This is a genomic window from Limosilactobacillus reuteri subsp. reuteri (genome assembly GCF_000016825.1).
Lineage (GTDB): Bacteria > Bacillota > Bacilli > Lactobacillales > Lactobacillaceae > Limosilactobacillus > Limosilactobacillus reuteri.
Window position 1 is genome coordinate 807,435 of the sequence record NC_009513.1, and the last position, 23,159, is coordinate 830,593.

Sequence of the window (23,159 nt, forward strand, 5' to 3'; positions counted from 1 at the left end):
ACATGGCACGCGTAACCACACAATTTACTGGGATCATTATGTACCGACAGGATTATCGTGAACGCGATCTATTAGTGAAAATGCTTACTGATAAGATTGGGCCGGCAATGTTTTTTGTGAAAAATGCTAAAAAACGTGGCTTTCGGATGACTGCTGATATCCTGCCATTCACCCATGGTACATACATTGGCTCACTTGATGAAAATGGCTTAAGTTTTATTAATACCGCTAGCGATACTAGCCAATACAAGAAGATTGCAAGTGACATTAGCAAAAATGCATATGTTACGTATATCTTGGCATTAGTTGACAGTGCTTTTAATGATGGCCGAAGCATTGGTGGCTGGTTTAAGCAGGTTGCTGCAGCGTTAGACTTAATCGAAAAAGGATTAGATGAGCAAATAATTACAAACGTTATTGAAACACAGCTGTTAGTTGCTTTTGGTGTAGCACCAGTTTGGGACCGGTGTGTGGTATGTGGCCGCAATGATCTGGCTTTAGACTTCTCTGAACAATATGGGGGGATGCTTTGTCAGAATCACTGGTCACTTGATGAACACCGTCTTTATCTTGACCGTAAAACTGCTTATTATCTCCAACAGTTTGCCACAATTAACTTGCAAAAATTGAATTCTATTCGGATTAATCCAGCTACTAAACGACGCCTCCAACAAGTCTTGGATACTCTTTATGATAACGAGGTCGGACTAAATTTGAAGGCAAAACGGTTCATTAAACAAATGAATAAGTGGGAACAAAATATTGGAAAGTTATCAATGAACGATTGACATTTGTAAAATATTTTTCTATTATAAGAGCGTGTTTAATTGAATATTGGCAATGACAGAGATTATGGATAAACCAAATCAGCGAGCAGGGGATAGTGCAAGCCTTGTAATTTATTTATCCTTGGCACTCTAACAGCCGCTTAAACTAAGCTGTTTTACAGAGATGTAAAAAAGTAGGGTGGAACCGCGATTAACTTCGTCCCTACAGTATCGATTATTTGATACTGTAGGGACTTTTTCATTGAAAGGAGAAGTAAAGTATGACGAAAAAACTAACCGTGCAAGATATTATCTTTACATTGGAACAATATTGGGCAGATCAAGGCTGTATGTTAATGCAGGCTTATGATAACGAAAAGGGTGCGGGAACAATGAGTCCTTACACTTTCTTGCGTGCAATTGGTCCTGAACCATGGAATGTGGCTTATGTTGAACCTTCACGGCGGCCTGCTGATGGTCGTTATGGTGAAAACCCAAACCGGCTTTACCAGCACCACCAATTCCAGGTATTAATGAAGCCTTCTCCTGATAATATTCAAGAATTATACTTAGGAAGTTTGAAAAAGCTAGGAATTGATCCTTTAGAACACGATATCCGGTTTGTTGAAGATAACTGGGAAAACCCTTCAATGGGCTGTGCCGGTGTTGGTTGGGAAGTTTGGCTTGACGGAATGGAAGTTACTCAATTTACTTACTTCCAAGTCGTTGGAGAGTTGCCAATGAGCCCAGTGGCCGCCGAAGTTACTTATGGACTTGAACGGTTGGCTGAATATATTCAAAACGTTGATTCAGTTTATGACTTAGAGTGGGCAGATGGTGTTCTGTATGGTGATATCTTCCAAGAACCCGAATATGAACATTCTAAGTATGCGTTTGAAGAAAGTAACCAAGACATGCTTCTTCAAGACTTTAATGATTACGAAAAAGAAGCTAAACGTTTAATTAAGCTTGGATTAGTTCACCCAGCTTATGATTATGTTTTAAAGTGTAGTCATACCTTTAACTTGCTAGATGCGCGTGGTGCTGTTTCGGTTACCGAACGTGCTGGTTACCTTCACCGTATTCGAATTATGGCAAAATCAATTGCTAAAGCATTTGTTGAAGAGCGGCGTAAACGTGGCTTCCCATTGATTCATGACGAAGCAGTTCGCCAAAAGACAGTTGAAGAATATACAAAAAAAGCGGAAAAGGCAAAGGAACGGGCCACAAAGCAAGCAGCTAAGAAGGCACAAAAGGGGGAAAAGTAAGATGGCAAATACATACTTATTAGAAGTCGGTGTTGAAGAAATGCCTGCTCACGTTGTAACACCAAGTATTAAACAGTTACACGAACGAGTAGCAAAGTACCTTAAAGAACAACGGATTACTTTTGATGATATTCAAGAATTCGCTACTCCACGACGGATGGCGTTACTAATCCATGGTTTAAGTGATAAGCAACCTGATATTGATGAATCAGTTAAGGGTCCTGCAAAAAAGATTGCGCAAGATGCTGATGGTAATTGGACCAAAGCTGCAATTGGTTTTACCCGGGGACAAGGTGCCTCTGTTGAAGATATTGAATTCAAAGAAGTAAAAGGCGTTGAATATGTTTTTGTTGAAAAGCATATTGCTGGAAAAACTGTTGCTGAAGTTCTTCAAGGATTGCCAGCAGTTATTACTTCGATGACATTCCCAACCTTGATGAAGTGGGGCTACAATAACTTACAATTTATTCGTCCAATTCGGTGGCTAGTTTCATTATTAAATGATGAAGTCGTTCCATTTAATATTTTGGACGTTGAAGCTGGTCGAGAAACACAAGGTCACCGGTTCTTAGGTCATCCAGTTGAAATTGCTAAGGCTGATGATTATGAAGAAACCTTAAATAATGATTTCGTTATTGCTGATCAAACAAAGCGAAAGAACTTAATTAAGGATCAAATTACTAAAATTATCAATGAAAACAACTGGCAAGTTGATTGGGATGAGGACTTACTAGAGGAAGTTAATAACTTAGTTGAATGGCCAACTGCTTTTGCTGGATCTTTTGACGAGAAGTACTTAGCATTACCTGATCCGGTCTTAATTACTTCCATGAAGGATAACCAACGTTTCTTCTGTGTACGGGATGGAGATGGTAACCTCTTATCGCACTTTATTTCTGTTCGTAACGGTAACACCGACTACCTTGATAATGTTATCAAAGGAAATGAACGGGTTCTTGTTCCTCGGCTTGAAGATGCTCAATTCTTCTATCAAGAAGACCAAAAGCTGACAATTGATGAATATGTGGAACGACTTAAGAAAGTTAGCTTCCATGATAAGATTAGTTCAATGTATGACAAAATGCAGCGGGTCGCAGTGATTGCGAATGTTCTCGGTAAGCAACTAAATCTTTCAGATGAAGAACTAGCAGACCTTGATCGAGCAGCACATATTTATAAATTTGACCTTACTACGCAAATGGTGGGTGAATTCGCTGAGTTGCAAGGAATTATGGGTGAAATTTATGCTAAGCTATTCGGTGAAAAAGATGATGTTGCCACAGCTATTCGTGAACACTACATGCCAATCTCTGCAGAAGGGGAATTGCCACAAACTAAGATTGGCGCGGTCTTAGCAATTGCCGATAAACTTGACAGTATCATGAGTTTCTTTGCAGTTGATATGATTCCAAGCGGTTCAAATGACCCTTATGCTTTACGTCGGCAGGCATTTGGAATTGTCCGGATCATCGCCGATCGTGGTTGGCACCTTCCATTATTAAGTATTCAATCAGAAATTGCCCCTGCCTTTGAAAACGCTGAAATCAATGTTTCCTTTGATTTGAATAAAAATAGTGATGAAGTCCGTTCGTTCTTCTTGGACCGGATTAAGCAATTATTCCATGGTCAAAAGGTTCGTCACGATATCATTGATGCAGCTACCGATACTCGTCAAAATGATATTGCTAATATCCTTGAAGCTATTCAAACTATCGACGATCATAAGGATGATGATAACTTTAAAGAAGATATTGAAGCTCTTACCCGGGTATTACGGATTGCAAAGAAGGATAAACGTCCAGTTAGTGAGCTTGTAGTAGATCCTAATTTATTTGAGAACCCATCTGAGGCTAAGATGCATACTGCTGTTTCAGAATTGATTAAGGAAAATCAACAGACAGTAAGTGAAAACTTTGCAGCATTACGGACTTTAACACCAATAATTAGTGAATATTTTGATGAAAATATGATTATGGATAAGAATGAAGACATTCGTAATAATCGTTTGGCCCAATTAAGTATTTTGGCTCACCAAGCATCATTAATTGGTAACTTGGATAACTTGATTGTAAAATAAGACGTTTTAATTGTATTGCTGCTAACTTGTGGTATTATAGATACTAGTTAAATGTAAAAATAGGTGGAGGTCGCATTCCGTTAGGTTGCGACCTTTCATTTCGTTGCTGTTCGCTTACTAAGTGAGGTGGATCAATGGCAAAGATACCGCGTAATGTAATTGATGAAATACGAAATTCAGTTGATATTGGTGATGTAATTGGGCGCTATGTCCAACTGCATCAGGCTGGAAAAAATCTAATTGGGTTATGTCCCTTTCATGATGAAAAGACCCCCTCTTTTTCAGTGAATGAGGAAAAACAATTTTTCTATTGTTTTGGATGTCACCGGAGCGGAAATGTATTTCAATTTTTGATGGAGTTAAAGCATATCGATTTTGTCGATGCAGTTAAGGAGATCGCTAACGATAGTAATATCAAGATTCCTGAACAATATGTTAGCGTTCCGGCTAAACCATCAAATAACGAGAATCGACAGCTGTTTGATCTTCATGATAAAGCAGCTAAACTTTATCACCATATATTGGTAAATACACCGGCTGGGCAAGTTGCACTTAATTATTTAAAAAAACGGGGAATGAGTGAAGAACTGATTGAGCAATTTGGCTTAGGCTATGCTCCTGATCAGCGAATCTTAAAGCCGTTCTTCCAGCAGCAAAAAGTTGATTACCAATTGCTAAGAAAAAGTGGGCTTTTTAGTGAAGACCAACAGGGAGAGTTGCGAGACCGGTTCATTGAACGGATAATGTATCCGATAAAAAATGGTCAAGGGCAGGTAATTGCTTTTTCTGGTCGATTAATCGATACCAGTAAAACAAATTTACCTAAATATTTAAATAGTCCTGAGACACCAATTTTCAACAAACGACGGACATTATTTAATTTTGACGTTGCACGAAAAGCAGCCCGTAAAGATGGTCGATTATACTTATTTGAAGGATTTATGGATGTGATCTCGGCCTTTGCCGCAGGAATCGAAAATGGAATTGCTTCAATGGGGACCAGTTTTACCGAAGAGCAAGTAGCGATTATTGGTCGTGCTACAAAGCAATTAGATATTTGCTATGATGGAGATCAACCGGGACAAAATGCAATTGATCGTGCAATTAGCCTCGTTAATGATCATCGACCTAATCAGCTCCAGGTGAAGGTTGTCCAATTACCAGCTGGGATTGATCCAGATGAATATGTTCAAAAGTATGGTCCACAGCAATTTAACGCCTATCTTACTAATAAGGAAGAAACAACAACAGAATTTTACCTGCGCTTTTTAAGAAATGGGAAGAATTTAGATAATCAGAATGAGCTGATGCAATATCTTAATCAAGCACTGAAGGTAATTGCTCAAGTTCAAGCTCCCTTAGAAGAAGATATGTACTTGCAACGGTTAGCAAGTGAGTTCAATTTAGATCGGCAAACCTTAAAGACGCAGTTAGATCAATTGCGACAGCAACTAGGAATTCATAATCAGCCATGGACTAAGCAACAGCCTTCACTAGTGCGTCATCAACAGTTTCAACAAACTAGTGAAGAAGAACATCGAAAAGTTAAACTTAGTAGGACTGAATTAGCGGAACAGATCTTACTAAGGTATATGCTATATGATCGTGAAGTGTGGATGCATGTAACATCAGACCACGATTTTCATTTTGCGCATGAAAAATATCAAACCTTGTATTTATTAGCAGCAAGTTATTTTTCTGAAAACGGCTCGTATTCAACTGCTGACTTTCTTGATTATTTAGATGAAAGTAGTTTACAAGGTACTCTTGGGCAAATTGAAAATTTAAATGTTGACCAAGAAGTTGATATGCGGGCAATTGATGATTGTATCCATATGATCGCAGAACAAACACCGTTAGCTGCGCAAATTGCAGATAAGCAAGCCCAGTTAAAAGAAGCTAATTCACTGCATAATACAGAATTAGCTACGCAATTAACGATTGAACTGGTAAAATTATTAAAGCAGCAGCAACGCTTAAAAACGGAGGAGACTAATTAATATGGCAAAGAGCAAGAAAAAAGACATTGTTATTTCTAACAGCGCCGATTTCGATCAACAAGAATATGACACCGCAGTTGGTAAGTTAATTCGTAATTACAAGAAGCAAAAGCAGATTGAATACGATGAATTAACTACTAAAATTGCTAAACCATTTGAATTGAACGCTGACGGAATTGACAATTTACTTCAAAATATTGAAGATGCCGGAATTAGTGTTGTCGATGAAAATGGGGATCCAGATCCTCGTGCTTTAAAAGCTACTGAAAAATTCTCACAATCTGCTATGAAGGATACATCAGCTCCAACTGGAGTTAAAATTAATGATCCTGTGCGGATGTATTTGAAGGAAATTGGTCGTGTAAATCTTTTGACGGCTGATGAAGAAGTTCAGCTTGCTTTACGGATTGAAAAAGGTGATGAAGTAGCTAAACAAGAATTAGCTGAGGCTAACTTACGGTTAGTTGTTTCAATTGCAAAGCGTTATGTTGGCCGTGGGATGCAGTTTCTTGACTTAATCCAGGAAGGTAACATGGGACTTATGAAGGCCGTTGAAAAATTCGATTATCGGCGGGGATTTAAGTTCTCTACTTATGCTACCTGGTGGATTCGTCAGGCTATTACACGGGCAATTGCTGATCAAGCCCGGACAATTCGGATTCCGGTTCATATGGTTGAAACTATTAACAAATTGATCCGGATTCAACGGCAATTACTTCAAGATTTAGGTCGTGAACCGTTACCAGAAGAAATTGGTGCAGAAATGGATATGCCAACTGAGAAAGTGCGGAATATTCTTAAAATTGCCCAAGAACCAGTTTCACTTGAAACGCCTATTGGTGAAGAGGACGATTCTCATTTAGGAGACTTTATTGAAGATCAAGATGCAACGAGTCCAGCTGACCATGCTGCTTATGAAATGATGAAGAAGCAACTTGAAAATGTTTTGGATACGTTAACCGATCGTGAAGAGAACGTTCTTCGGCTTCGTTTTGGCTTAGATGATGGTCGAACACGGACCCTTGAAGAAGTTGGAAAAGTCTTCGGGGTAACGCGGGAACGGATTCGTCAGATTGAAGCTAAGGCGCTCCGAAAATTACGTCACCCATCACGTTCTAAGCAATTAAAAGATTTCTTAGAATAAAAATATATATGTAAAAAGATGAATTTACACAAAAAGCAACTTGAGTTAATTAATTATCTTAAGCTGCTTTTTAATTTTATTTAAAATAAATGAGAGAAATCTTATTTTTATATTGAAAACATTCAATTGTTCGGGTAAAATTTTTATAAAGCGTTTTTTAAATCTATTATAAATAAAAATTGAGGAGAGATCGAACAATGCCAGAACTATCTGCTGATTTATATGGAACTGTTAGTCATAAGTTAGATGCGTTACAGCCATCAGGTATCCGTGAATTCAACAAAGAAGTTTCAAAGATTCCGGGAATTATTAAATTAACATTAGGAGAACCAGACATGGCAACTCCTGAACATGTTAAGCAAGCAGCCATTAGAAGTATTGAGGAAGATGATTCTCACTATGCTCCACAAATGGGAAAGCCGGAATTACTTGAAGCAATCAGTGATTATATTCAGAATACTCGTGATGTGCACTATGACCCACAAACAGAAATAATTGCGACTGTAGGAGCAACCGAAGCCCTCGATGCAACTTTATTTGCAATTCTTAATACTGGAGACAAAGTTGTGGTTCCGACCCCGATTTTCTCTCTATATTTCCCATTAATTGAAATGACAGGAGCAACAGTTGTTCAGGTTGATACTTCAGCAGATAATTTTGTTTTGACTCCAGAAAAGCTTGAAGAAGTTCTTGAAGAAGAGGGGAAAGGCGTCAAAGCTGTTATCCTTAACTACCCAAGTAACCCAACTGGTCGTGAATATCCTCAGGAAGTTCTAGCAGGATTAGCTGAAGTAATTAAGAAGCATCATTTATATGCGATTGCTGATGAAATCTATAGCGAACTAGTCTATGGGGTAGAGCACTATTCAATTGCTACTATGATTCCAGAGCGGACAATTTTTATCTCTGGACTTTCAAAATCTCACGCAATGACTGGTTACCGTTTAGGATATGTTGCAGCTCCGGCTAAGATCATGACTAATATTTCAAAGATGCATGCCTTCTTAGTCACAACCGTAACTAATAACGTTCAAGTTGCAGCGGCTGAAGCACTGACAAATGGTTTAAATGATCCATTAGAATTTCGAAAGATTTACCAGCATCGCCGTGATTTACTCGTTGCCGGTCTTAAGAAATTAGGCTTTGAAATGTTAACTCCTGAAGGGGCCTTTTACCTGTTTGCTAAGATTCCAGCTCAATTTGGAACTGACGATGTTGCCTTTGCAAAGCAGCTTGCTAAAGAAGCAAAAGTTGGAGTAACACCAGGTAGTGCATTTGGTAAGGGTGGCGATGGTTATGTTCGTCTGTCATATGCCTCCTCTGATGAAAACCTAACAGAAGCCATTAAACGAATTAGTGAATTTTTAGACCATCTTGCGTAAATTATAAGGAAGTAGGAATAGGACTCCGTATCTGTCAAGTTTTCATAGGTAGCCTTTAAATATACAGTTTTAGTGGGTTAGTGCCTTAAAAAGTTGTCCTATTGGTCTACTTGTGGCCGTATTAATCGGAATTATTCCTTGTACTACTCCAATTGACGGCTTTGTCGGTGCCTTTCTTAGAAACTCTCCAGTTCGAATATGCATTTCCTGTAATAGGCTGGTTTGAGCCACTCGAGGAAGAACTGTTAATTGTTCTAGGATTGTATTTAAACTAGCTTGCAGTTCACCATTCATTCGGGCTTCAATTAAACCAATCATGGCTTTAGCCCCCTGCTTAGTCCATGACTTGCCCTGTTTCTTCATCCGGTAAGTAAAAGCCCGGTGAGAACTTTCGACTGAACCAATTAAATGAATATCCTTAAATCCACGCATTTGTGGTGAGAGGATATACCGCCAATTTCGCTGTAGATACTTTCTTAAACGCATTAGGTCGTCTGCTTGTTTTTCCGTTAGGTTTTGTGATTCATAAGTATCTAAAATTATTGTTAGCTCTGCTTGATCATGATGACGAACGGCTTTAATTGCTCGCATGGCTAATTCGTTGTGCCGGCCTAAAGTATGTTCAATTTTCTGTAAACAATGATAGCGGTCGAGAAAGTATTCACCATGTGCACCTTGAGGAACTAGACTTAATAGCTTAGCTGGTTCGTAACCTGGGCCAGCGTCACTGGCCAAAAAGATCGTTTGACCGGCAAGCTTATAATGGCGGTCTAAATAATCACTTAGTCGTGCTTCAAGCCGTCCTTGGTGCCCAACACTGAGAAAGTCATGCCGATTAATGATTTGATTAGCTACTCGCTCATAAACCCGATAATGGTGCACAAGAGTCAGCTGACCTGCTTCTTTTTTACCTTTAATCATAAAGGCATCACCCTCAATAGTTAAATTTTTAGGCATATGGCGAGGAGTAGCTTGGTGTTCTTTTGCTTGAGTTTGTTTAGCTACCTGATTTCCTAACTCATGCACGGCGTGCATTACCGAATCGGCAGTAATTCCGCTGTCAAATACAAGGTTCAAAATGTCGGCAGTATTGCGCATTGTAGTTGTTTGGGCAATCTTAGCCATCATCATTAAGTAGTGTGGCGATAAACGACGACGTGGTTTAATTTTTAATTGTTGGTCTAAGTAAAATTCACGTTTCTTTGTCCCAGCCTGATAATACCGTCGTTGAAAAGTCACCGGGCCAAAGATAAAATTAAGCGTCCGTGGCTGTTTATTGATTACTTGATAGTTCGCTGGAGCTTGGGACTTTAAGCTTCGATCTAAGCTTTCCAAAAAGTTTTGCATGATTACTTGTCCTAACTCCAATACCCCTTTTAAAATAATCTGTTCAGCTTCAAATAAACTGCCTGATTTCACCAAATTCTGCTCGATTTCTGTTAAAATATCCATGAGGAAAGACCTGCCTTTGCTTAGTATTCGACACACTAAAGGCTACTGGTCTTTTCTTTTTTTGTAAATAAGTAAATTGGTCTACAAAAAAGATTTCCACGACCAGATGAATTATTCATCCAACCTATGAAAATCTTACACTAACTAGGACTCCTAAGTGGGTGCTATCTTGCTTCCTCTTTTTGTTATAATTAATTTATTAAATAGAAAAAGGAATGATTTTTGTGGATGAAAAGCACTTATCAGCACGTTTAGCATGTGTTGCTTCCCTTGTTCCAGCAGGTGCGCGGGTGGCTGATATTGGTTCTGACCATGCATATTTACCAGCCGCATTAGTGTTAGATGGTAAAATTGATTTTGCAATTGCTGGAGAAGTAGTAAAGGGTCCTTATGAAAATGCTGTTCATGAAATAAAAGACCACCAATTAGAAGGCAAGGTTATCCCACGGTTGGCAGACGGTTTAGCAGCGATTGAACCAGCAGATAAAGTCGATACAATTACGATTGCCGGAATGGGCGGGAGTTTGATTGCTTCTATTTTAGAGAAGGGCAAGGATAAGTTAACGGAAATTAAGCGACTTGTCCTGCAGCCGAATGTAGGGGAAAGTCAATTGCGTGAATGGTTAATGAATAATCATTACCAAATAATGACCGAAAAAATAATTGAAGAAGACAATCATATTTATGAAATTATCGTTGCGGAGCCATCAGTTGTCCCATTTAGATACAGTAAGTATGAGCTTGATTTTGGACCATTTTTATTGGAAAACAAAGGGCCTGTTTTTAGGAAAAAATGGCAAGAATATCTTCAACGTGAAGCCCATGTTATTGATCAGATGCAAAGGGCTCAACAGCCACCAGTAAAAAAGATTAATGAGATAAACGAGTTTTTATCACAAGTAAAGGAAGCGATCGCCGATGACAACCGGTAACCAATTAATTGCGCGTTTTGAAAAATTTGCTAATCCGCAACTAGCAGAAAAATGGGACCATGTTGGCCTGCAAATTGGCAATCCAGATCTCCCAATCACTCGCCTAATAACCACCCTTGATGTTCGCCCAGAAGTGGTTGATGAAGCAATTGAGCAAAATGTTGACTTTATTTTTGCTCATCATCCCATCATGTTTCATCCAGCAAAAGATCTAGATACGCGGGATCCGCAAAATGCAATGTACGCTAAACTTTTGGCGAATAATATTACTGTTTATGCAGCTCATACGAATTTGGATACTGCTAATGGCGGAATGAATGACTGGTTAGCAGATCAACTTCACCTAACTAATACTGTGCCTTTAGTGCCCGCAGGAAATGATCCAATAAGCGGTGAACCAGTTGGGATGGGGCGTGTTGGTGAGCTGGCTGAACCATTAACACTGCAAAAATTTGCAAAATATTGTATGGATGTTTTTGGTATCCGCGGATTACGGTTAATTGTCAACCCGCTTGACCAAGAGAGAGAGATTAAACGTGTTGCAGTACTTGGTGGTGCTGGTCAAGACTTTTATCAACAAGCTCTTGAAGCTGGAGCAGACGCTTATGTCACCGGGGATGTAAGTTACCACTTTGCGCACGATATGATTGCTAATCACCTTGTTGTTATTGATCCTGGACATCATATTGAAGTGGTAGCTGCCCACCAGCTTGCTAACTTAATCACCCAGTGGAAGAATGAAAATAATTGGCAGTTTGAGGTGCTAGAGAGTAGAGTTAATACAGAGCCGTTTACTTTTATTACTAAATAGGTTTTAGATAAGGAGATGCTAATCATGAGTGAGGAAAAGTATGAGGGGTTATTACCACGTTTTTTGAAGTATGTTAAAACTGAAACAAGGTCAAATCCAGATTCAAAAACAATTCCTTCTGATCCTAAAGAAACTGCATTTTTAAATGAATTAAAAGCTGAATTGATATCTTTAGGGTTGAGTGATGTTCATATTAATCCACAAAGTTCATATTTGGTAGCCACAATTCCAAGTAATATTGACAAGGATGTACCAACGGTTGGCTTCATTGCCCATATCGATACTGCAGATTTTAATGCTCATAATGTTAATCCACAGATTGTCGAAGATTACGATGGCAAGTCAGATATTAAGCTTGATAAAGATGGCCAATATGTCTTAACTACTACTGAATTTCCATCATTGAAAAAATATCAGGGCAATACTTTAATTACTACTGACGGGTCTACTTTGCTTGGGGCTGATGACAAGTCAGGAGTAGCGGAGATTGTTACAATGGCTGCTTACCTGATGGCTCATCCTGAAATTAAGCACGGAACAATTAAGATTGGCTTAGGACCTGATGAGGAAATCGGTACCGGGGCTGATCATTTTGATGTTAAAGATTTTGGGGCCGATTTTGCCTATACGGTTGATGGTGGCCCACTTGGCGAATTGGAATATGAAACATTTAATGCAGCTCAGGCAGAAATTGAGATTCAAGGAAAAGATGTTCACACTGGGGTTGCTAAGGGAACAATGATCAATGCTATTCAGGTTGCAATTGACTTGCAAAATAGTTTGCCGGCACATGATCGCGCAGAACGGACAGATGGACGGCAAGGATTCTATCACTTATACAAGTTTGATGGAACTGTTGATCATGCTTCAATGACTTATTTAATTCGTGATCATGATAAGCAAACGTTTATTGAACGAAAACATTTACTCGAACGGGTTGTTGCTGGCTTAAATGATGAACTTGGTGCAGACCTAGTAACGATGAATCTTTATGACCAATACTACAACTTAAAAGATGCGCTTAAAGATCACATGGAAGTTGTTGAAATTGCGAAGAAAGCTATGGAAAATCTTGATATTAAACCTGATATCTATCCAGTTCGTGGCGGGACGGATGGTTCAACAATTTCTTATAAGGGCTTACCAACTCCTAATCTTTTTGCTGGTGGAGAAAATATGCATTCGCGTTTTGAATATGTATCACTGCAAACAATGGAACGCGCATTGGATACCCTGCTTGAGATTGTGCGGTTGACTACGGAAGAAGATAAATAAATTAAAAAGGATCGAGCCATTTTGGACTCAATCCTTTTTAATTAATCTTCATTTTTGCTAGGATTTGCATCTGCGGTAATTTTATCCACACAATTGATAACAATTAATCCCATAATTACAGAACACCAGCCGACAAGGGTGTAGTCTGGTGTCATCGATTCTAGTTGACTTGTGATGTAAGCTAGGACCTCACCCAGAATAAGTGCCCAAATACCAGCCACGATATTCTTTGATAAAAAGTTCATGTTGGTCATCCCCTTTGAAGTCATACCATATTCTAGCATATTTATTAATGCTTTTGAAAGGGTTGGGTTAATTTCTCTATTTAGTCTGATTTGATATAATTTTATTGAGAGGTGAAATGAAGTGGATTTTACGCCCTTAGATGTTAAGAGTAGTTATAGTTTGCTAAAAAGTCCAACCCGGATTTCTGACCTAGTTACAACGGCTAAGGAACGAGGGTATAAGGCATTAGCGTTAACAGACGAAAATGTTTTATATGGGGCTGTCGAATTTTATAATGCAGCTAAAAAAGCAGGAATTAAACCCATTCTCGGCTTGCGGCTGGTAGTTGCATTAAATGAGACAGATGGTACCAAGCTAGATTTAGTATTTCTAGCTAAGAATCAACGAGGGTACCAGCATCTGATGGACTTATCGACGCTTCAGCAAACACGAAAAGATAAAAAAATATCTTTAACGATTGCACAAATTAGTCCTTTATTGGGTGAATTGTTTATAATTATTCCTCCTCAAAGTACGGTTTTTAGTGTACTTGCTCAGCCAACATCAATTTTAACTGAGCTTGCTAATCTGGGGGATGATGATAGCGTCCTGTTAGGAGTCAATTCGCGGTTAGATGACGTTCAAATAGATACCTTGCAGCAATTATCAAAACAATTATCTTTACCATTAGTAGGGACGTCTCCAGTTGATTATTTAAATGCTAATGATCTTTTTGCTAGTCGGGTTTTACAAGCGATTGATGCCGGAGTTGAGTTAAAAGATCCGACAATAGAAGCGGGACGAAGAGGACAACATTATCTTCATTCGAAAGAACAGATTGTCCAAGATTACAATGCAAAGGGGCTTAGTGCAGCCGCGCAAAAGACAGTTGAAGTAGCAGCCCTGTGCAACGTTGAACTTCAATTTAGGGCCCCGGTCCTTCCTCATTTTAAAAATCAAGCAGGGATACCATCGCAACAATATTTACGTTCCCTATGTATTCAAGGATTGAAAAAAAGACGAGTAGCACCAGGAAAAACTATTCAACAGTACCAAGAACGTTTAGCGATGGAATTAAAAGTAATCCATGAAATGGGCTTTGATGATTATTTCTTAATTGTATGGGACGTAATGAATTTTGCTCACCAGCAAAAGATTACGACCGACCCTGGACGAGGATCAGCTGCGGGATCGTTAGTTGCCTATGCTTTAGCAATTACAGAAGTTGATCCTTTGCAATACGACTTATTATTTGAACGCTTTCTGAACCCAGAACGAGCTCAAATGCCCGATATTGACTTAGATATTCCTGATAATCGGCGTGATGAAGTTTTGCAGTATGTACATCAAAAATATGGTCACCAACGCGTAGCCCAAATTATTACTTTTGGAACGTTGGCTGCTAAACAGGTCGTTCGTGATGTGAGTCGGGTCTTTAACTTACCCCGTTACGATATGCAAAGGTTAATCGATGCATTACCGCATGGCCTTCACGTGACACTCAAAGATGCATTAAAGGAGTCACAACAATTAAAAAATCTTCTTGATGATAATCCTAAATTTCGTTTGCTGATTCAAGTTGCACAGCAATTAGAGGGATTGCCGCGTCATTATTCAATTCACGCGGCAGGTATTGTCCTTTCTGAGCAGCCATTACATGAAATTGTGCCGTTACAAGATGGTAGTGATGGCTTATTAATGACGCAGTTTGCCAAAGACACAGTAGAAGCGCTGGGGCTATTAAAAATGGATTTTTTGGGATTGAAGAACCTTTCAATCATGGATAACACCCTTCAAATGATTCGGCAAGAAGACCCTACTTTTGATTTGCAAAAAATTAACTTTAATGATCAGTTGACTCTTCAACTGTTCCAGCGAGGAAAAACTGAAGGGATTTTTCAATTTGAATCAAGTGGGATCAGAAATGTATTGGTCAATCTTCATCCAACGAATTTTGAAGATATTGTGGCAGTGAATGCACTTTATCGTCCGGGCCCAATGGAAAATATTCCTCACTTTACCGCCCGCAAAGCTGGAAAAGAGAAAATTACTTATCCTGCTCCTTCACTTGAAAAAATTCTGGGACCAACTTACGGTATTTTGGTCTATCAAGAGCAGGTAATGCAACTGGCCTCGGTAATGGCTGGCTTTACCTTGGGAGAGGCGGATCTTTTACGCCGGGCAATGAGTAAGAAGAAAAAGGCCACAATGGAGGATATGCGGACAAAATTTATTGCTGGCGCAACAGAACACGGATATTCAGCACAAGTTGCTCACCAGGTATTTGAATATATCGATCGCTTTGCTAATTACGGGTTCAATCGTTCGCATGCAGTTGCCTATTCTATGATGGCGTTTGAGATGGCATATTTGAAAGTTCATTACCCTGCAGCTTTTTTTACAGCCCTAATGAATGCAGAAACTAATATTGAGAAATTGAAACGTCACGTGGGGGATGCAAAGCAATTTGGCGTTAAGATTAGTAGTCCGCGAATCAATATAAGTGAGAGTAGCTTTCTGTTGCATGATGAGACAGTTTACTTTGGCTTCTCTGCTATTAAAGGAGTACGTCGTGATTTTATCGCCGCAATTCTGGAAGAACGGCAGGAAAATGGTAAGTTTACAGATCTTCGTAATTTTATTGCGCGTATTCCAGAACGTTGGCAAAAACAAGAATTAATCGAACCGTTAATCTATAGTGGGGCCTTTGATAAGATGGGATATAACCGAGCGGAGATGATTGACGCCCTTCCTAAATTAATTTCCGGGATTGAGTTGTTTGCTGGTTTTGCTAATTTTGACGATCCAGCTCTCCAAACGGCAATTGACCAACGAAATGAATTCCCTCTGTTGACCCGTTTAACGAAGGAGAATGAATACTTAGGAGTATATCTTTCCGGCCACCCGGTTACTCAATATTACCAATTAGGACAGCAGCTCCATGCAACTAAAATTGCTGATTTATACCCGAATTCAGAAGCGACAATAATTGTCCTTACAAATCATGTTAAGACTATTTATACTAAACGTGAACATCGAGAAATGGCCTTTGTTAATGGAACAGATGAGACCGGAGCAATTGATATTACTGTCTTTCCTAAACAATATCAGCAGTTCAAAGAGCAACTAGAAACAAATAAGATTTTAATTGTCAGAGGTCGAGTAGAATATCGTGAGGGACGGGGTCTACAATTAGTTGCTAATCAATTGCAGGATGTTAAAAAAGGTCAACAGAAACGCCGCAAGCAACGATGGGTTTTACGAATCTTACCGTCATTGGACACTGAGATGGTGCATCGAGAGTTAAATAATATTTTTAATGAATACCATGGTTCAATTCCTGTCTTGTTGTTTTATCCAGCAACCGATAAGAAGATCCTGCTTGACCAAAAACGATGGTTAGAAAATTCTCAGAAAGCAAAAAAGGCGCTTGGCGCCGTTCTTGGCCAAGAAAACGTTGTCTTACAACAGCTTAATAGTAATCACTGAAAGCTATAAAATTAAATAACAGTTAGAAAAAATAACTAATTTTAGAATGATAGCGCTTTTTTAAAACCTTTTGCATAAAAAATAAAGACACGTTATTTGAAAAGTGCTATCATAACAGTGTGCAAATGAGGCATACAATTACAGATTGTGATTGATGCTATAGATGCAAAAGGAGAGATTCATTTATGAAGAAAACCAAGATTGTAAGTACACTTGGTCCTGCAAGTACTGATGTTGATACGATCGTTAAGTTGATCAATGCGGGAGCTAACATTTTCCGTTTCAACTTCTCACACGGTGACCACCCAGAACACTTGGGTCGGATCGAAAACGTACACAAGGCTGAAGAAATTACTGGCAAGCACGTTGGTCTTATGCTTGATACTAAGGGTGCCGAAATTCGGACTACTGTTCAAAAAGAAGGTAAGATCAACTTTGAAATTGGCGACAAGGTTCGCATTTCAATGGATCCTTCAATTGAAGGTACTCATGACAAGATTGCTGTTACCTACCCAGGCTTATACGATGATACTCATGTTGGTGGCCATGTTCTTTTTGATGATGGTTTAATTGACATGGTTATTGATGAAAAAGACGATGCAAACAAGGAACTTGTATGTCACGTCTTAAACCATGGTGTTCTTGGTTCTCGGAAGGGTGTTAACGCCCCTGGTGTATCAATCAACTTACCAGGTATTACTGAAAAGGACAGTAGCGATATTCGGTTTGGTTTGGAAAACAAGATCAACTACATTGCTGCATCTTTCGTTCGTAAGGCTCAAGATGTTCTTGACATTCGCGAATTACTTAAGGAAAAGAACATGGAAGATGTTCAAATTTTCCCTAAGATTGAATCTCAAGAAGGTATCGACAACTTTGAAGAAATCATTGCTGTTTCTGACGGTTTAATGGTACCTCGTGGTGACATGGGTGTTGAAATTCCTGCCCAAAATGTGCCAATTGTTCAAAAGCACATGATCAAGCGTTGTAACGAATTAGGTAAGCCAGTTATTACTGCTACCCAAATGCTTGACTCAATGCAAGAAAACCCACGTCCAACCCGTGCCGAAGTATCAGACGTTGCTAACGCCGTATTTGACGGTACTGATGCTACTATGCTTTCTGGTGAAAGTGCTAACGGTGACTACCCAGTTGAATCTGTTGCAATGATGAACGACATTGACATCAAGGCTGAAAACCACCTTTGGGAATTCGGTACTGAAAAGTTCGATTGGGACAAGTCTGACGTAACTGAAACTATCGGTTCTGCTGTTGCTAACGCAGCTAAAGACTTAGACATTCACACAATTGTTGCTTACACTGCTTCAGGCTACACTGCTAAGATGATTTCTAAGTACCGTCCTAATGCTGATATCGTTGCATTAACTCCAAACGAACGTGTAGAACGTGGACTTATGATCAACTGGGGTGTTCAACCATACGTTGTTGATGAAATGAAGAACACTGATACAATGTTCGACTTAGCTGCTAAGAAGGCTGTTGAACTTGGCTTTGCTAAGAAGGGCGACAAGATCATCATCGTTGCTGGTGTTCCTTTGGGTGTACCAGGTGCAACTAACATGATGCGTGTTAAGACTATCGACTAATATTTTATAATATTGTCTGCAAAAAGATCGGTCATTGGTAACCGGTCTTTTTTTATACCAATGATAATCATTGATCTTACTAGCAAAATAAGCCTTTACCGTGTAAAATCGATATAGAATAAAAAAGGATAAGTGATAAAAATGAATTCAGCATTAGGAAAAGTTGTTACAGCGGTAATGATTGATGAAAATGATACCGATTATTTTGTTCAACCAGATCGTAATGGGCAAACGTATCGATTACCGAAAAGCGAAAGTTCTCAAGAATTACATATTGGTGGACAGGTACGCGGTTTTGTTTATGAAAATGAGGACCACCAACTACAGATGACCTGTAAGCACATTCCAACGATCCAGGTTGACCATTACGATTATGGTACAGTAGTTAATGTTCGTCGTGATTTAGGGGTTTTTGTTGATATCGGTCTTCCCAATAAGGATATTGTCGTCTCTTTAGATGATTTACCAAGCTTGAAACACTTATGGCCACAACCAGGTGACCGTTTATTAATGTCCCTTCAAGTTGATGATAAGGACCGTCTATGGGGTAAATTAGCAGATGACCAAATCTATCAAACTATTTCAGCAGCTCCAGATAAACGCCTGCTCAACCATGATACTTATGCCACAGTTTACCGCCTTAAGATGAGTGGAACCTTTGTTATTACTGATGATTATCGTTTAGGATTCATCCATCCCAGTGAACGAGACCAAGAACCACGATTAGGTCAACGGGTTAAAGCGCGGGTTATTGGAATTTCGTCACATGGTAGTCTCAATCTCTCCCTTAAGCCTCGTGCCTACCAAGCTATTGGTGAAGATGCACAAATGATTTTGACAATGTTAGAACATGATATAAATCACCGCTTGCCATACACTGATAAGACGGACCCATCGATTATTCGCGATGTCTTTGGCATAAGCAAGGGGCAGTTTAAACGTGCTATTGGACATTTACTTAAAGAAAAATTAGTAAAACAAGAAAATGGCCAATTAATCCTAGTAAAAGAGAATCAAGATTAATGAATAACGAAGTGGCTGCGTTTTTAGCTTTTTTAAAAGATGAACGACAATTAAGCGATAATACCTTGATGAGTTATCAACGTGACTTAGAACAAACTGTGACTTATTTAGAAGATCGAGGGATTGTCGATTGGCAACAGGTGGACCACTATTTACTAATTGACCTTCTTAATAGTCTTCGTCAGCAGGGGAAAGCTAATTCAACAATTAACCGTGTGATTTCAAGTTTACGGCAATTTTATAAATACATGATCCGTCACCATAACCTAACCATTAATCCAATGGAAATGATTGATCACCAGTATACCTTTAACCAACCACCTGCACCGGTAATTTTAACTGAAAAAGAAATTGAACAACTGCTGGCAGTCCCGGATGTTTCAACCCCAATTGGCCTTCGTGATCGAGCGTTGTTAGAGATTATGGATGCAACGGGAATGAGGGTTAGTGAAGTAATTGCTTTGGATCTGACAGCACTTCATCTCGACGTTAAGCTTCTACAACTAACGGGAAAGAATGAACGTGAACGAATGATTCCCTTAAGTCAACCAGCAGTTAAGTGGCTTACCGACTACCTAGACCGCGGTCGACCACGTTTACTCAGAGATGAGCACGAAACGCGGGTGTTCTTAAATGCTCATGGTTATCCTTTGACGCGGCAAGGAATTTGGAAAAAAATGAAGGAATGGGTTAGTGAGGCTAAAATTAAAAAAGAAGTTACTCCTCAAACCATGCGCTATTCTTTTGCTGTTCATTTAATAGAAAATGGCGCCGACGTCCAATTAATCCAAGAAATCCTTGGTTATAACGCGATGAAGGCTCTCCAACCATATTTACAGGTTTCGCCGCAACAGTTATCTGCTAACTATATGAAATATCATCCGCGTGCATAGAAAGGAAAATACGATGTTAGTTCGTTATCGAAAAGATTACCAAAAAATCGCCCTAGGTTTATTGTCCTTAGTAAAAGACCTTCGAAAAGATAATCGCTTTATGGAGGAGATGGACTGGGCACTTGCTAATGATTGGCCAATCTTTTTGTGGAAAGACATGGATGATAGCCACTTTATTGGAATTGTGATTTTAGAAATAGGAGATTGTTACGTACTGATTCGCCGCTTATCATTTACGCCAAGCGAACGAACGGGGCATAATATTTTTTCCTTATTAGATGGCGTTCACGATCAGTATCCTCATAAACGCCTCATGGGAACCTTAGCAACCCAACCAATAATTAGCATGTGGGAGAGAAATAATGAATAAGCAAGTGCAACCACAAAATCTATTTCAACCAGTCATAAAAGTTCATGACTTTGAAGGGTCACTAGATTTATTACTTCATTTAATAAAGCAATCTGAAATGGATATTTATGATATTCAGATTTCGCAAATTACAAGCCAATACCTTGATTACCTTCACCAAATGCAAAGCCACCAATTAGAAGTCGCGGGTGAATATTTTGTAATGGCTGCGACTCTGATGGACATTAAAAGTCAGATGCTGTTACCTTCGCCGCCAGTATTGGATGATGAGCCAGAAGTAGAGGAGATTGATCCCCGGCAAGAATTAGTGGAACAGCTTTTGGAATATCAGCGTTATAAAAAAGCGGCAGATCGATTAAAAGATAAAGAAAATCTGCGTCAACAGGAGTATACTCGGCCAGCAATGCAGGTTCCTCGTGAAATGGTAAAATCTCATGTGGAGCCGGGCATCAAATTAACGGATTTGCAACAAGCTTTTGCAGCAGTTCTCCGCCGCCAACAATTAGCTACTCCATTAGTTGAAACTGTTGCAGCTGAAAAAGTAAGCATTGGGCAACAAATGAACCACGTGATTGAAATTGTTCATGATGGTCCGGTTAGATTTGAAGACTTGTTTAAAGATTTACATACTCGTGATGGCTTAGTTACAACTTTTTTAGCAATTCTTGAACTAGCAAAACATCAAGCAATTACTATTAACCAAGGTGGCTTGTTTGAACCAATAATTTTAGTGGAGGGACCTAAGAGTGACGAATACGAAACTAACCAACCAAGCGCAGATTGAAGGGTTACTTTTTATTAGTGGGGATGAAGGAATTACCCTAGGCGATTTAGCAAAAATTTCTGGTTTTATGAAACCGGCTGTTCTAGCAATATTACAAGAGCTAAAAAAGAAGTATGAAGATGATCCCACGTCTGCTTTTATCTTACTTGAAAGTGATCAGACCTATCGTTTAGCAACCAAGCCCCAGTTAGCAGAGGTCATTAAACATTACTTTGAAGTTCCATTAACGGTGCCATTAACTAAAGCATTACTAGAAGTATTGGCCATTGTTGCTTATCGGCAACCAATTACGCGGCTAGAAATTGATGATATTCGGGGAGTGCAAAGTTCAGGATCATTACAAAAATTAATGGTTCGTGGATTAGTTGACACCCATGAACGCTTGGATGCACCTGGCCGGCCATTTTTATATTCAACAACTCCGGCTTTCTTAAACTATTTCGGGTTAAGCGATTTGGATGAACTTCCACCGCTACCTGATCAAGATGAATTAGAAATGAGTAATTTTAATGGTGATATTTTCCTCGAAGCGTTACAAGCGCGAGAAGAACGAAAGGACGATAATTAATGGAACGATTACAAAAGGCAATGGCGGAAGCAGGAGTAGCTTCTCGTCGGGCATCAGAAAAACTTATCCTTCAAGGGAAAGTTGCAGTTAATGGCAAGATTGTGACTGAACTTGGGACTAAAGTTGGTGTTCATGATGAGATTGTAGTAAATGGGGTTCCAATCCATCATGAACAACACGTTTACTACTTGCTAAATAAACCGCGGGGTGTTATCTCAAGTGCTCATGATGATAAGGGGCGGCGAACAGTCGTTGACATTATTCATGATGCTGATATTGATGAACGCATTTATCCAGTTGGTCGATTAGACTATGACACAACCGGGATTCTTCTCCTAACAAATGATGGTACTTTGGCAAATAAACTGATGCATCCTAAATATGAAGTTGAAAAAACTTATGTTGCTAAGGTTGAAGGAATCGTCAAAAATGATGAGTTAAAACAATTACGTTTAGGGGTGATCATCGATGGCCGAAAGACAAAACCGGCTAAATCGAAGCTCCTGAATGTTGACCGTGCCAAGAAGACAAGTCTTGTTCAATTAACAATCCATGAAGGACGAAACCACCAAGTTAAGAATATGTTTAAGGCAGTAGGACATCCGGTGACTAAACTTCATCGTGAAACATATGGACCATTAAATTTGTATGGTCTTCAGCCGGGTGAATTCCGTGCATTAAAGCCTGAAGAAGTGCAGTTATTAAAGAAAAAGTAAAATTGAATTTGTGAAATAATCCGAAGGCGCATTGAGGGGGCAGAAGATACCTGGTTTTACGGGAAACTACGGAATAGTACGGAAATTGAGCCAAGTTATAAACGTTGACATGACAGTAAAAGCCTATTAGAATAGGACTTGTAAAAATATAAAACGTTTGTCTTCAAGGCGTGGTGAAATTCCCGACCGGCGGTGACAGCCCGCAACCCATTGTTAATGGTTGATCTGGTGTAATTCCAGAGCCGACAGTACAGTCTGGTATAAAGAAGATTTCTGTATTAAATAATCTTTAAATGGTTTATTTGCGTTGCTGACAAACAAATGTTAAGTCAGCAACGCTTTTTTAATACAGGATGCCAAATGGAGACAATCTCAA

19 protein-coding genes and 1 riboswitch are annotated in these 23,159 nt (G+C 39.2%); of the genes, 17 read left to right on the forward strand and 2 right to left on the reverse strand.

Annotation, left to right across the window (positions count from 1 at the left end):
* Positions 1–2: 2 nt before the first annotated feature.
* From recO to LREU_RS03990, 6 genes are all read left to right on the forward strand, one after another.
* Positions 3–788, forward strand: a complete 786-nt coding sequence (gene recO, locus LREU_RS03965) for a DNA repair protein RecO (protein ID WP_003668128.1) — start codon at positions 3–5, stop codon at positions 786–788.
* A 260-nt stretch (positions 789–1,048) separates the two neighbouring features.
* The gene (glyQ, locus tag LREU_RS03970; protein WP_003668127.1) at positions 1,049–2,035 is read left to right on the forward strand and encodes a glycine--tRNA ligase subunit alpha; all 987 of its coding nucleotides are present in this window, start codon (positions 1,049–1,051) and stop codon (positions 2,033–2,035) included.
* Between the two features lies 1 nt (position 2,036).
* Positions 2,037–4,112 (forward strand): glycine--tRNA ligase subunit beta, encoded by a 2,076-nt coding sequence (gene glyS / locus LREU_RS03975; RefSeq protein ID WP_003668126.1) that lies wholly within the window; start codon positions 2,037–2,039, stop codon positions 4,110–4,112.
* A gap of 134 nt (positions 4,113–4,246) precedes the next feature.
* A complete protein-coding gene (dnaG, locus tag LREU_RS03980; RefSeq protein ID WP_003668125.1) occupies positions 4,247–6,112 on the forward strand; it encodes a DNA primase in 1,866 nt (621 codons plus the stop codon).
* A 1-nt stretch (position 6,113) separates the two neighbouring features.
* Positions 6,114–7,256: an RNA polymerase sigma factor RpoD gene (gene rpoD / locus LREU_RS03985; RefSeq protein ID WP_003668124.1), complete on the forward strand. Its 1,143-nt coding sequence runs from the start codon at positions 6,114–6,116 to the stop codon at positions 7,254–7,256.
* Between the two features lie 197 nt (positions 7,257–7,453).
* Positions 7,454–8,638 carry an aminotransferase class I/II-fold pyridoxal phosphate-dependent enzyme gene (locus tag LREU_RS03990; RefSeq protein ID WP_003668123.1) on the forward strand — a complete coding sequence of 395 codons (1,185 nt, stop codon included), beginning with the start codon at positions 7,454–7,456 and terminating at the stop codon, positions 8,636–8,638.
* Between the two features lie 69 nt (positions 8,639–8,707).
* Here LREU_RS03990 and LREU_RS03995 read toward each other — a convergent pair whose 3' ends face one another.
* Positions 8,708–10,090: an ISLre2-like element ISLre2 family transposase gene (locus LREU_RS03995; protein ID WP_003667567.1), complete on the reverse strand. Its 1,383-nt coding sequence runs from the start codon at positions 10,088–10,090 to the stop codon at positions 8,708–8,710.
* A gap of 224 nt (positions 10,091–10,314) precedes the next feature.
* On the opposite strand from LREU_RS03995, the gene LREU_RS04000 reads away from it, so the two are divergent.
* The 3 genes from LREU_RS04000 to pepT are packed head-to-tail and all read left to right on the forward strand — an operon-like array spanning position 10,315 to position 13,108.
* Positions 10,315–11,022 (forward strand): tRNA (adenine(22)-N(1))-methyltransferase, encoded by a 708-nt coding sequence (locus tag LREU_RS04000; protein WP_011953441.1) that lies wholly within the window; start codon positions 10,315–10,317, stop codon positions 11,020–11,022.
* Positions 11,009–11,833, forward strand: coding sequence for a Nif3-like dinuclear metal center hexameric protein (locus LREU_RS04005; protein ID WP_003668121.1), 825 nt, complete (start codon positions 11,009–11,011; stop codon positions 11,831–11,833). Before LREU_RS04000 ends, LREU_RS04005 begins: the two co-directional genes overlap by 14 nt.
* Positions 11,834–11,857: 24 nt before the next feature.
* Positions 11,858–13,108 carry a peptidase T gene (gene pepT / locus LREU_RS04010; RefSeq protein ID WP_011953442.1) on the forward strand — a complete coding sequence of 417 codons (1,251 nt, stop codon included), beginning with the start codon at positions 11,858–11,860 and terminating at the stop codon, positions 13,106–13,108.
* A gap of 41 nt (positions 13,109–13,149) precedes the next feature.
* Here the strand turns inward: pepT and LREU_RS04015 are convergent, their stop codons facing one another.
* Positions 13,150–13,392 carry a YjzD family protein gene (locus LREU_RS04015; protein ID WP_003668118.1) on the reverse strand — a complete coding sequence of 81 codons (243 nt, stop codon included), beginning with the start codon at positions 13,390–13,392 and terminating at the stop codon, positions 13,150–13,152.
* Positions 13,393–13,474: 82 nt separating this feature from the next.
* Here LREU_RS04015 and dnaE point away from each other — a divergent pair, with 82 nt between their 5' ends.
* The 8 genes from dnaE (at position 13,475) to LREU_RS04055 (ending at position 22,783) form a co-directional block, all read left to right on the forward strand.
* Entirely contained in the window at positions 13,475–16,822 is a 3,348-nt protein-coding gene (dnaE, locus tag LREU_RS04020) for a DNA polymerase III subunit alpha (RefSeq protein ID WP_003668117.1), read from the forward strand.
* Positions 16,823–17,007: 185 nt separating this feature from the next.
* Positions 17,008–18,429: a pyruvate kinase gene (gene pyk / locus LREU_RS04025; RefSeq protein WP_003665875.1), complete on the forward strand. Its 1,422-nt coding sequence runs from the start codon at positions 17,008–17,010 to the stop codon at positions 18,427–18,429.
* Between the two features lie 141 nt (positions 18,430–18,570).
* Positions 18,571–19,452 (forward strand): CvfB family protein, encoded by an 882-nt coding sequence (locus LREU_RS04030; protein WP_003668116.1) that lies wholly within the window; start codon positions 18,571–18,573, stop codon positions 19,450–19,452.
* A complete protein-coding gene (locus LREU_RS04035; protein ID WP_003665877.1) occupies positions 19,452–20,345 on the forward strand; it encodes a tyrosine-type recombinase/integrase in 894 nt (297 codons plus the stop codon). Before LREU_RS04030 ends, LREU_RS04035 begins: the two co-directional genes overlap by 1 nt.
* Positions 20,346–20,358: 13 nt before the next feature.
* A complete protein-coding gene (locus LREU_RS04040) occupies positions 20,359–20,715 on the forward strand; it encodes a hypothetical protein (protein WP_003668115.1) in 357 nt (118 codons plus the stop codon).
* The gene (locus LREU_RS04045; RefSeq protein ID WP_003668114.1) at positions 20,708–21,499 is read left to right on the forward strand and encodes a segregation and condensation protein A; all 792 of its coding nucleotides are present in this window, start codon (positions 20,708–20,710) and stop codon (positions 21,497–21,499) included. Before LREU_RS04040 ends, LREU_RS04045 begins: the two co-directional genes overlap by 8 nt.
* Positions 21,462–22,067, forward strand: a complete 606-nt coding sequence (gene scpB, locus LREU_RS04050; RefSeq protein WP_003668113.1) for an SMC-Scp complex subunit ScpB — start codon at positions 21,462–21,464, stop codon at positions 22,065–22,067. Before LREU_RS04045 ends, scpB begins: the two co-directional genes overlap by 38 nt.
* Positions 22,067–22,783: a pseudouridine synthase gene (locus LREU_RS04055; RefSeq protein ID WP_003668112.1), complete on the forward strand. Its 717-nt coding sequence runs from the start codon at positions 22,067–22,069 to the stop codon at positions 22,781–22,783. Before scpB ends, LREU_RS04055 begins: the two co-directional genes overlap by 1 nt.
* 155 nt (positions 22,784–22,938) lie before the next feature.
* A riboswitch (FMN riboswitch) is annotated at positions 22,939–23,058 on the forward strand.
* Positions 23,059–23,159: the final 101 nt, after the last annotated feature.

Excerpts from the sequence above, each read along its gene's own strand:
- rpoD (WP_003668124.1), top strand. The coding sequence starts at position 6,114 with ATGGCAAAGAGCAAGAAAAAAGACATTGTTATTTCTAACAGCGCCGAT.
- pyk (WP_003665875.1), top strand. The coding sequence starts at position 17,008 with ATGAAGAAAACCAAGATTGTAAGTACACTTGGTCCTGCAAGTACTGAT.
- LREU_RS03995 (WP_003667567.1), bottom strand. The coding sequence starts at position 10,090 with ATGGATATTTTAACAGAAATCGAGCAGAATTTGGTGAAATCAGGCAGT.
- glyQ (WP_003668127.1), top strand. The coding sequence starts at position 1,049 with ATGACGAAAAAACTAACCGTGCAAGATATTATCTTTACATTGGAACAA.
- LREU_RS04040 (WP_003668115.1), top strand. The coding sequence starts at position 20,359 with ATGTTAGTTCGTTATCGAAAAGATTACCAAAAAATCGCCCTAGGTTTA.
- LREU_RS04005 (WP_003668121.1), top strand. The coding sequence starts at position 11,009 with ATGACAACCGGTAACCAATTAATTGCGCGTTTTGAAAAATTTGCTAAT.
- glyS (WP_003668126.1), top strand. The coding sequence starts at position 2,037 with ATGGCAAATACATACTTATTAGAAGTCGGTGTTGAAGAAATGCCTGCT.
- LREU_RS04045 (WP_003668114.1), top strand. The coding sequence starts at position 20,708 with ATGAATAAGCAAGTGCAACCACAAAATCTATTTCAACCAGTCATAAAA.
- LREU_RS04055 (WP_003668112.1), top strand. The coding sequence starts at position 22,067 with ATGGAACGATTACAAAAGGCAATGGCGGAAGCAGGAGTAGCTTCTCGT.
- dnaG (WP_003668125.1), top strand. The coding sequence starts at position 4,247 with ATGGCAAAGATACCGCGTAATGTAATTGATGAAATACGAAATTCAGTT.
- recO (WP_003668128.1), top strand. The coding sequence starts at position 3 with ATGGCACGCGTAACCACACAATTTACTGGGATCATTATGTACCGACAG.
- LREU_RS04015 (WP_003668118.1), bottom strand. The coding sequence starts at position 13,392 with ATGCTAGAATATGGTATGACTTCAAAGGGGATGACCAACATGAACTTT.
- LREU_RS04030 (WP_003668116.1), top strand. The coding sequence starts at position 18,571 with ATGAATTCAGCATTAGGAAAAGTTGTTACAGCGGTAATGATTGATGAA.
- LREU_RS03990 (WP_003668123.1), top strand. The coding sequence starts at position 7,454 with ATGCCAGAACTATCTGCTGATTTATATGGAACTGTTAGTCATAAGTTA.
- pepT (WP_011953442.1), top strand. The coding sequence starts at position 11,858 with ATGAGTGAGGAAAAGTATGAGGGGTTATTACCACGTTTTTTGAAGTAT.
- LREU_RS04035 (WP_003665877.1), top strand. The coding sequence starts at position 19,452 with ATGAATAACGAAGTGGCTGCGTTTTTAGCTTTTTTAAAAGATGAACGA.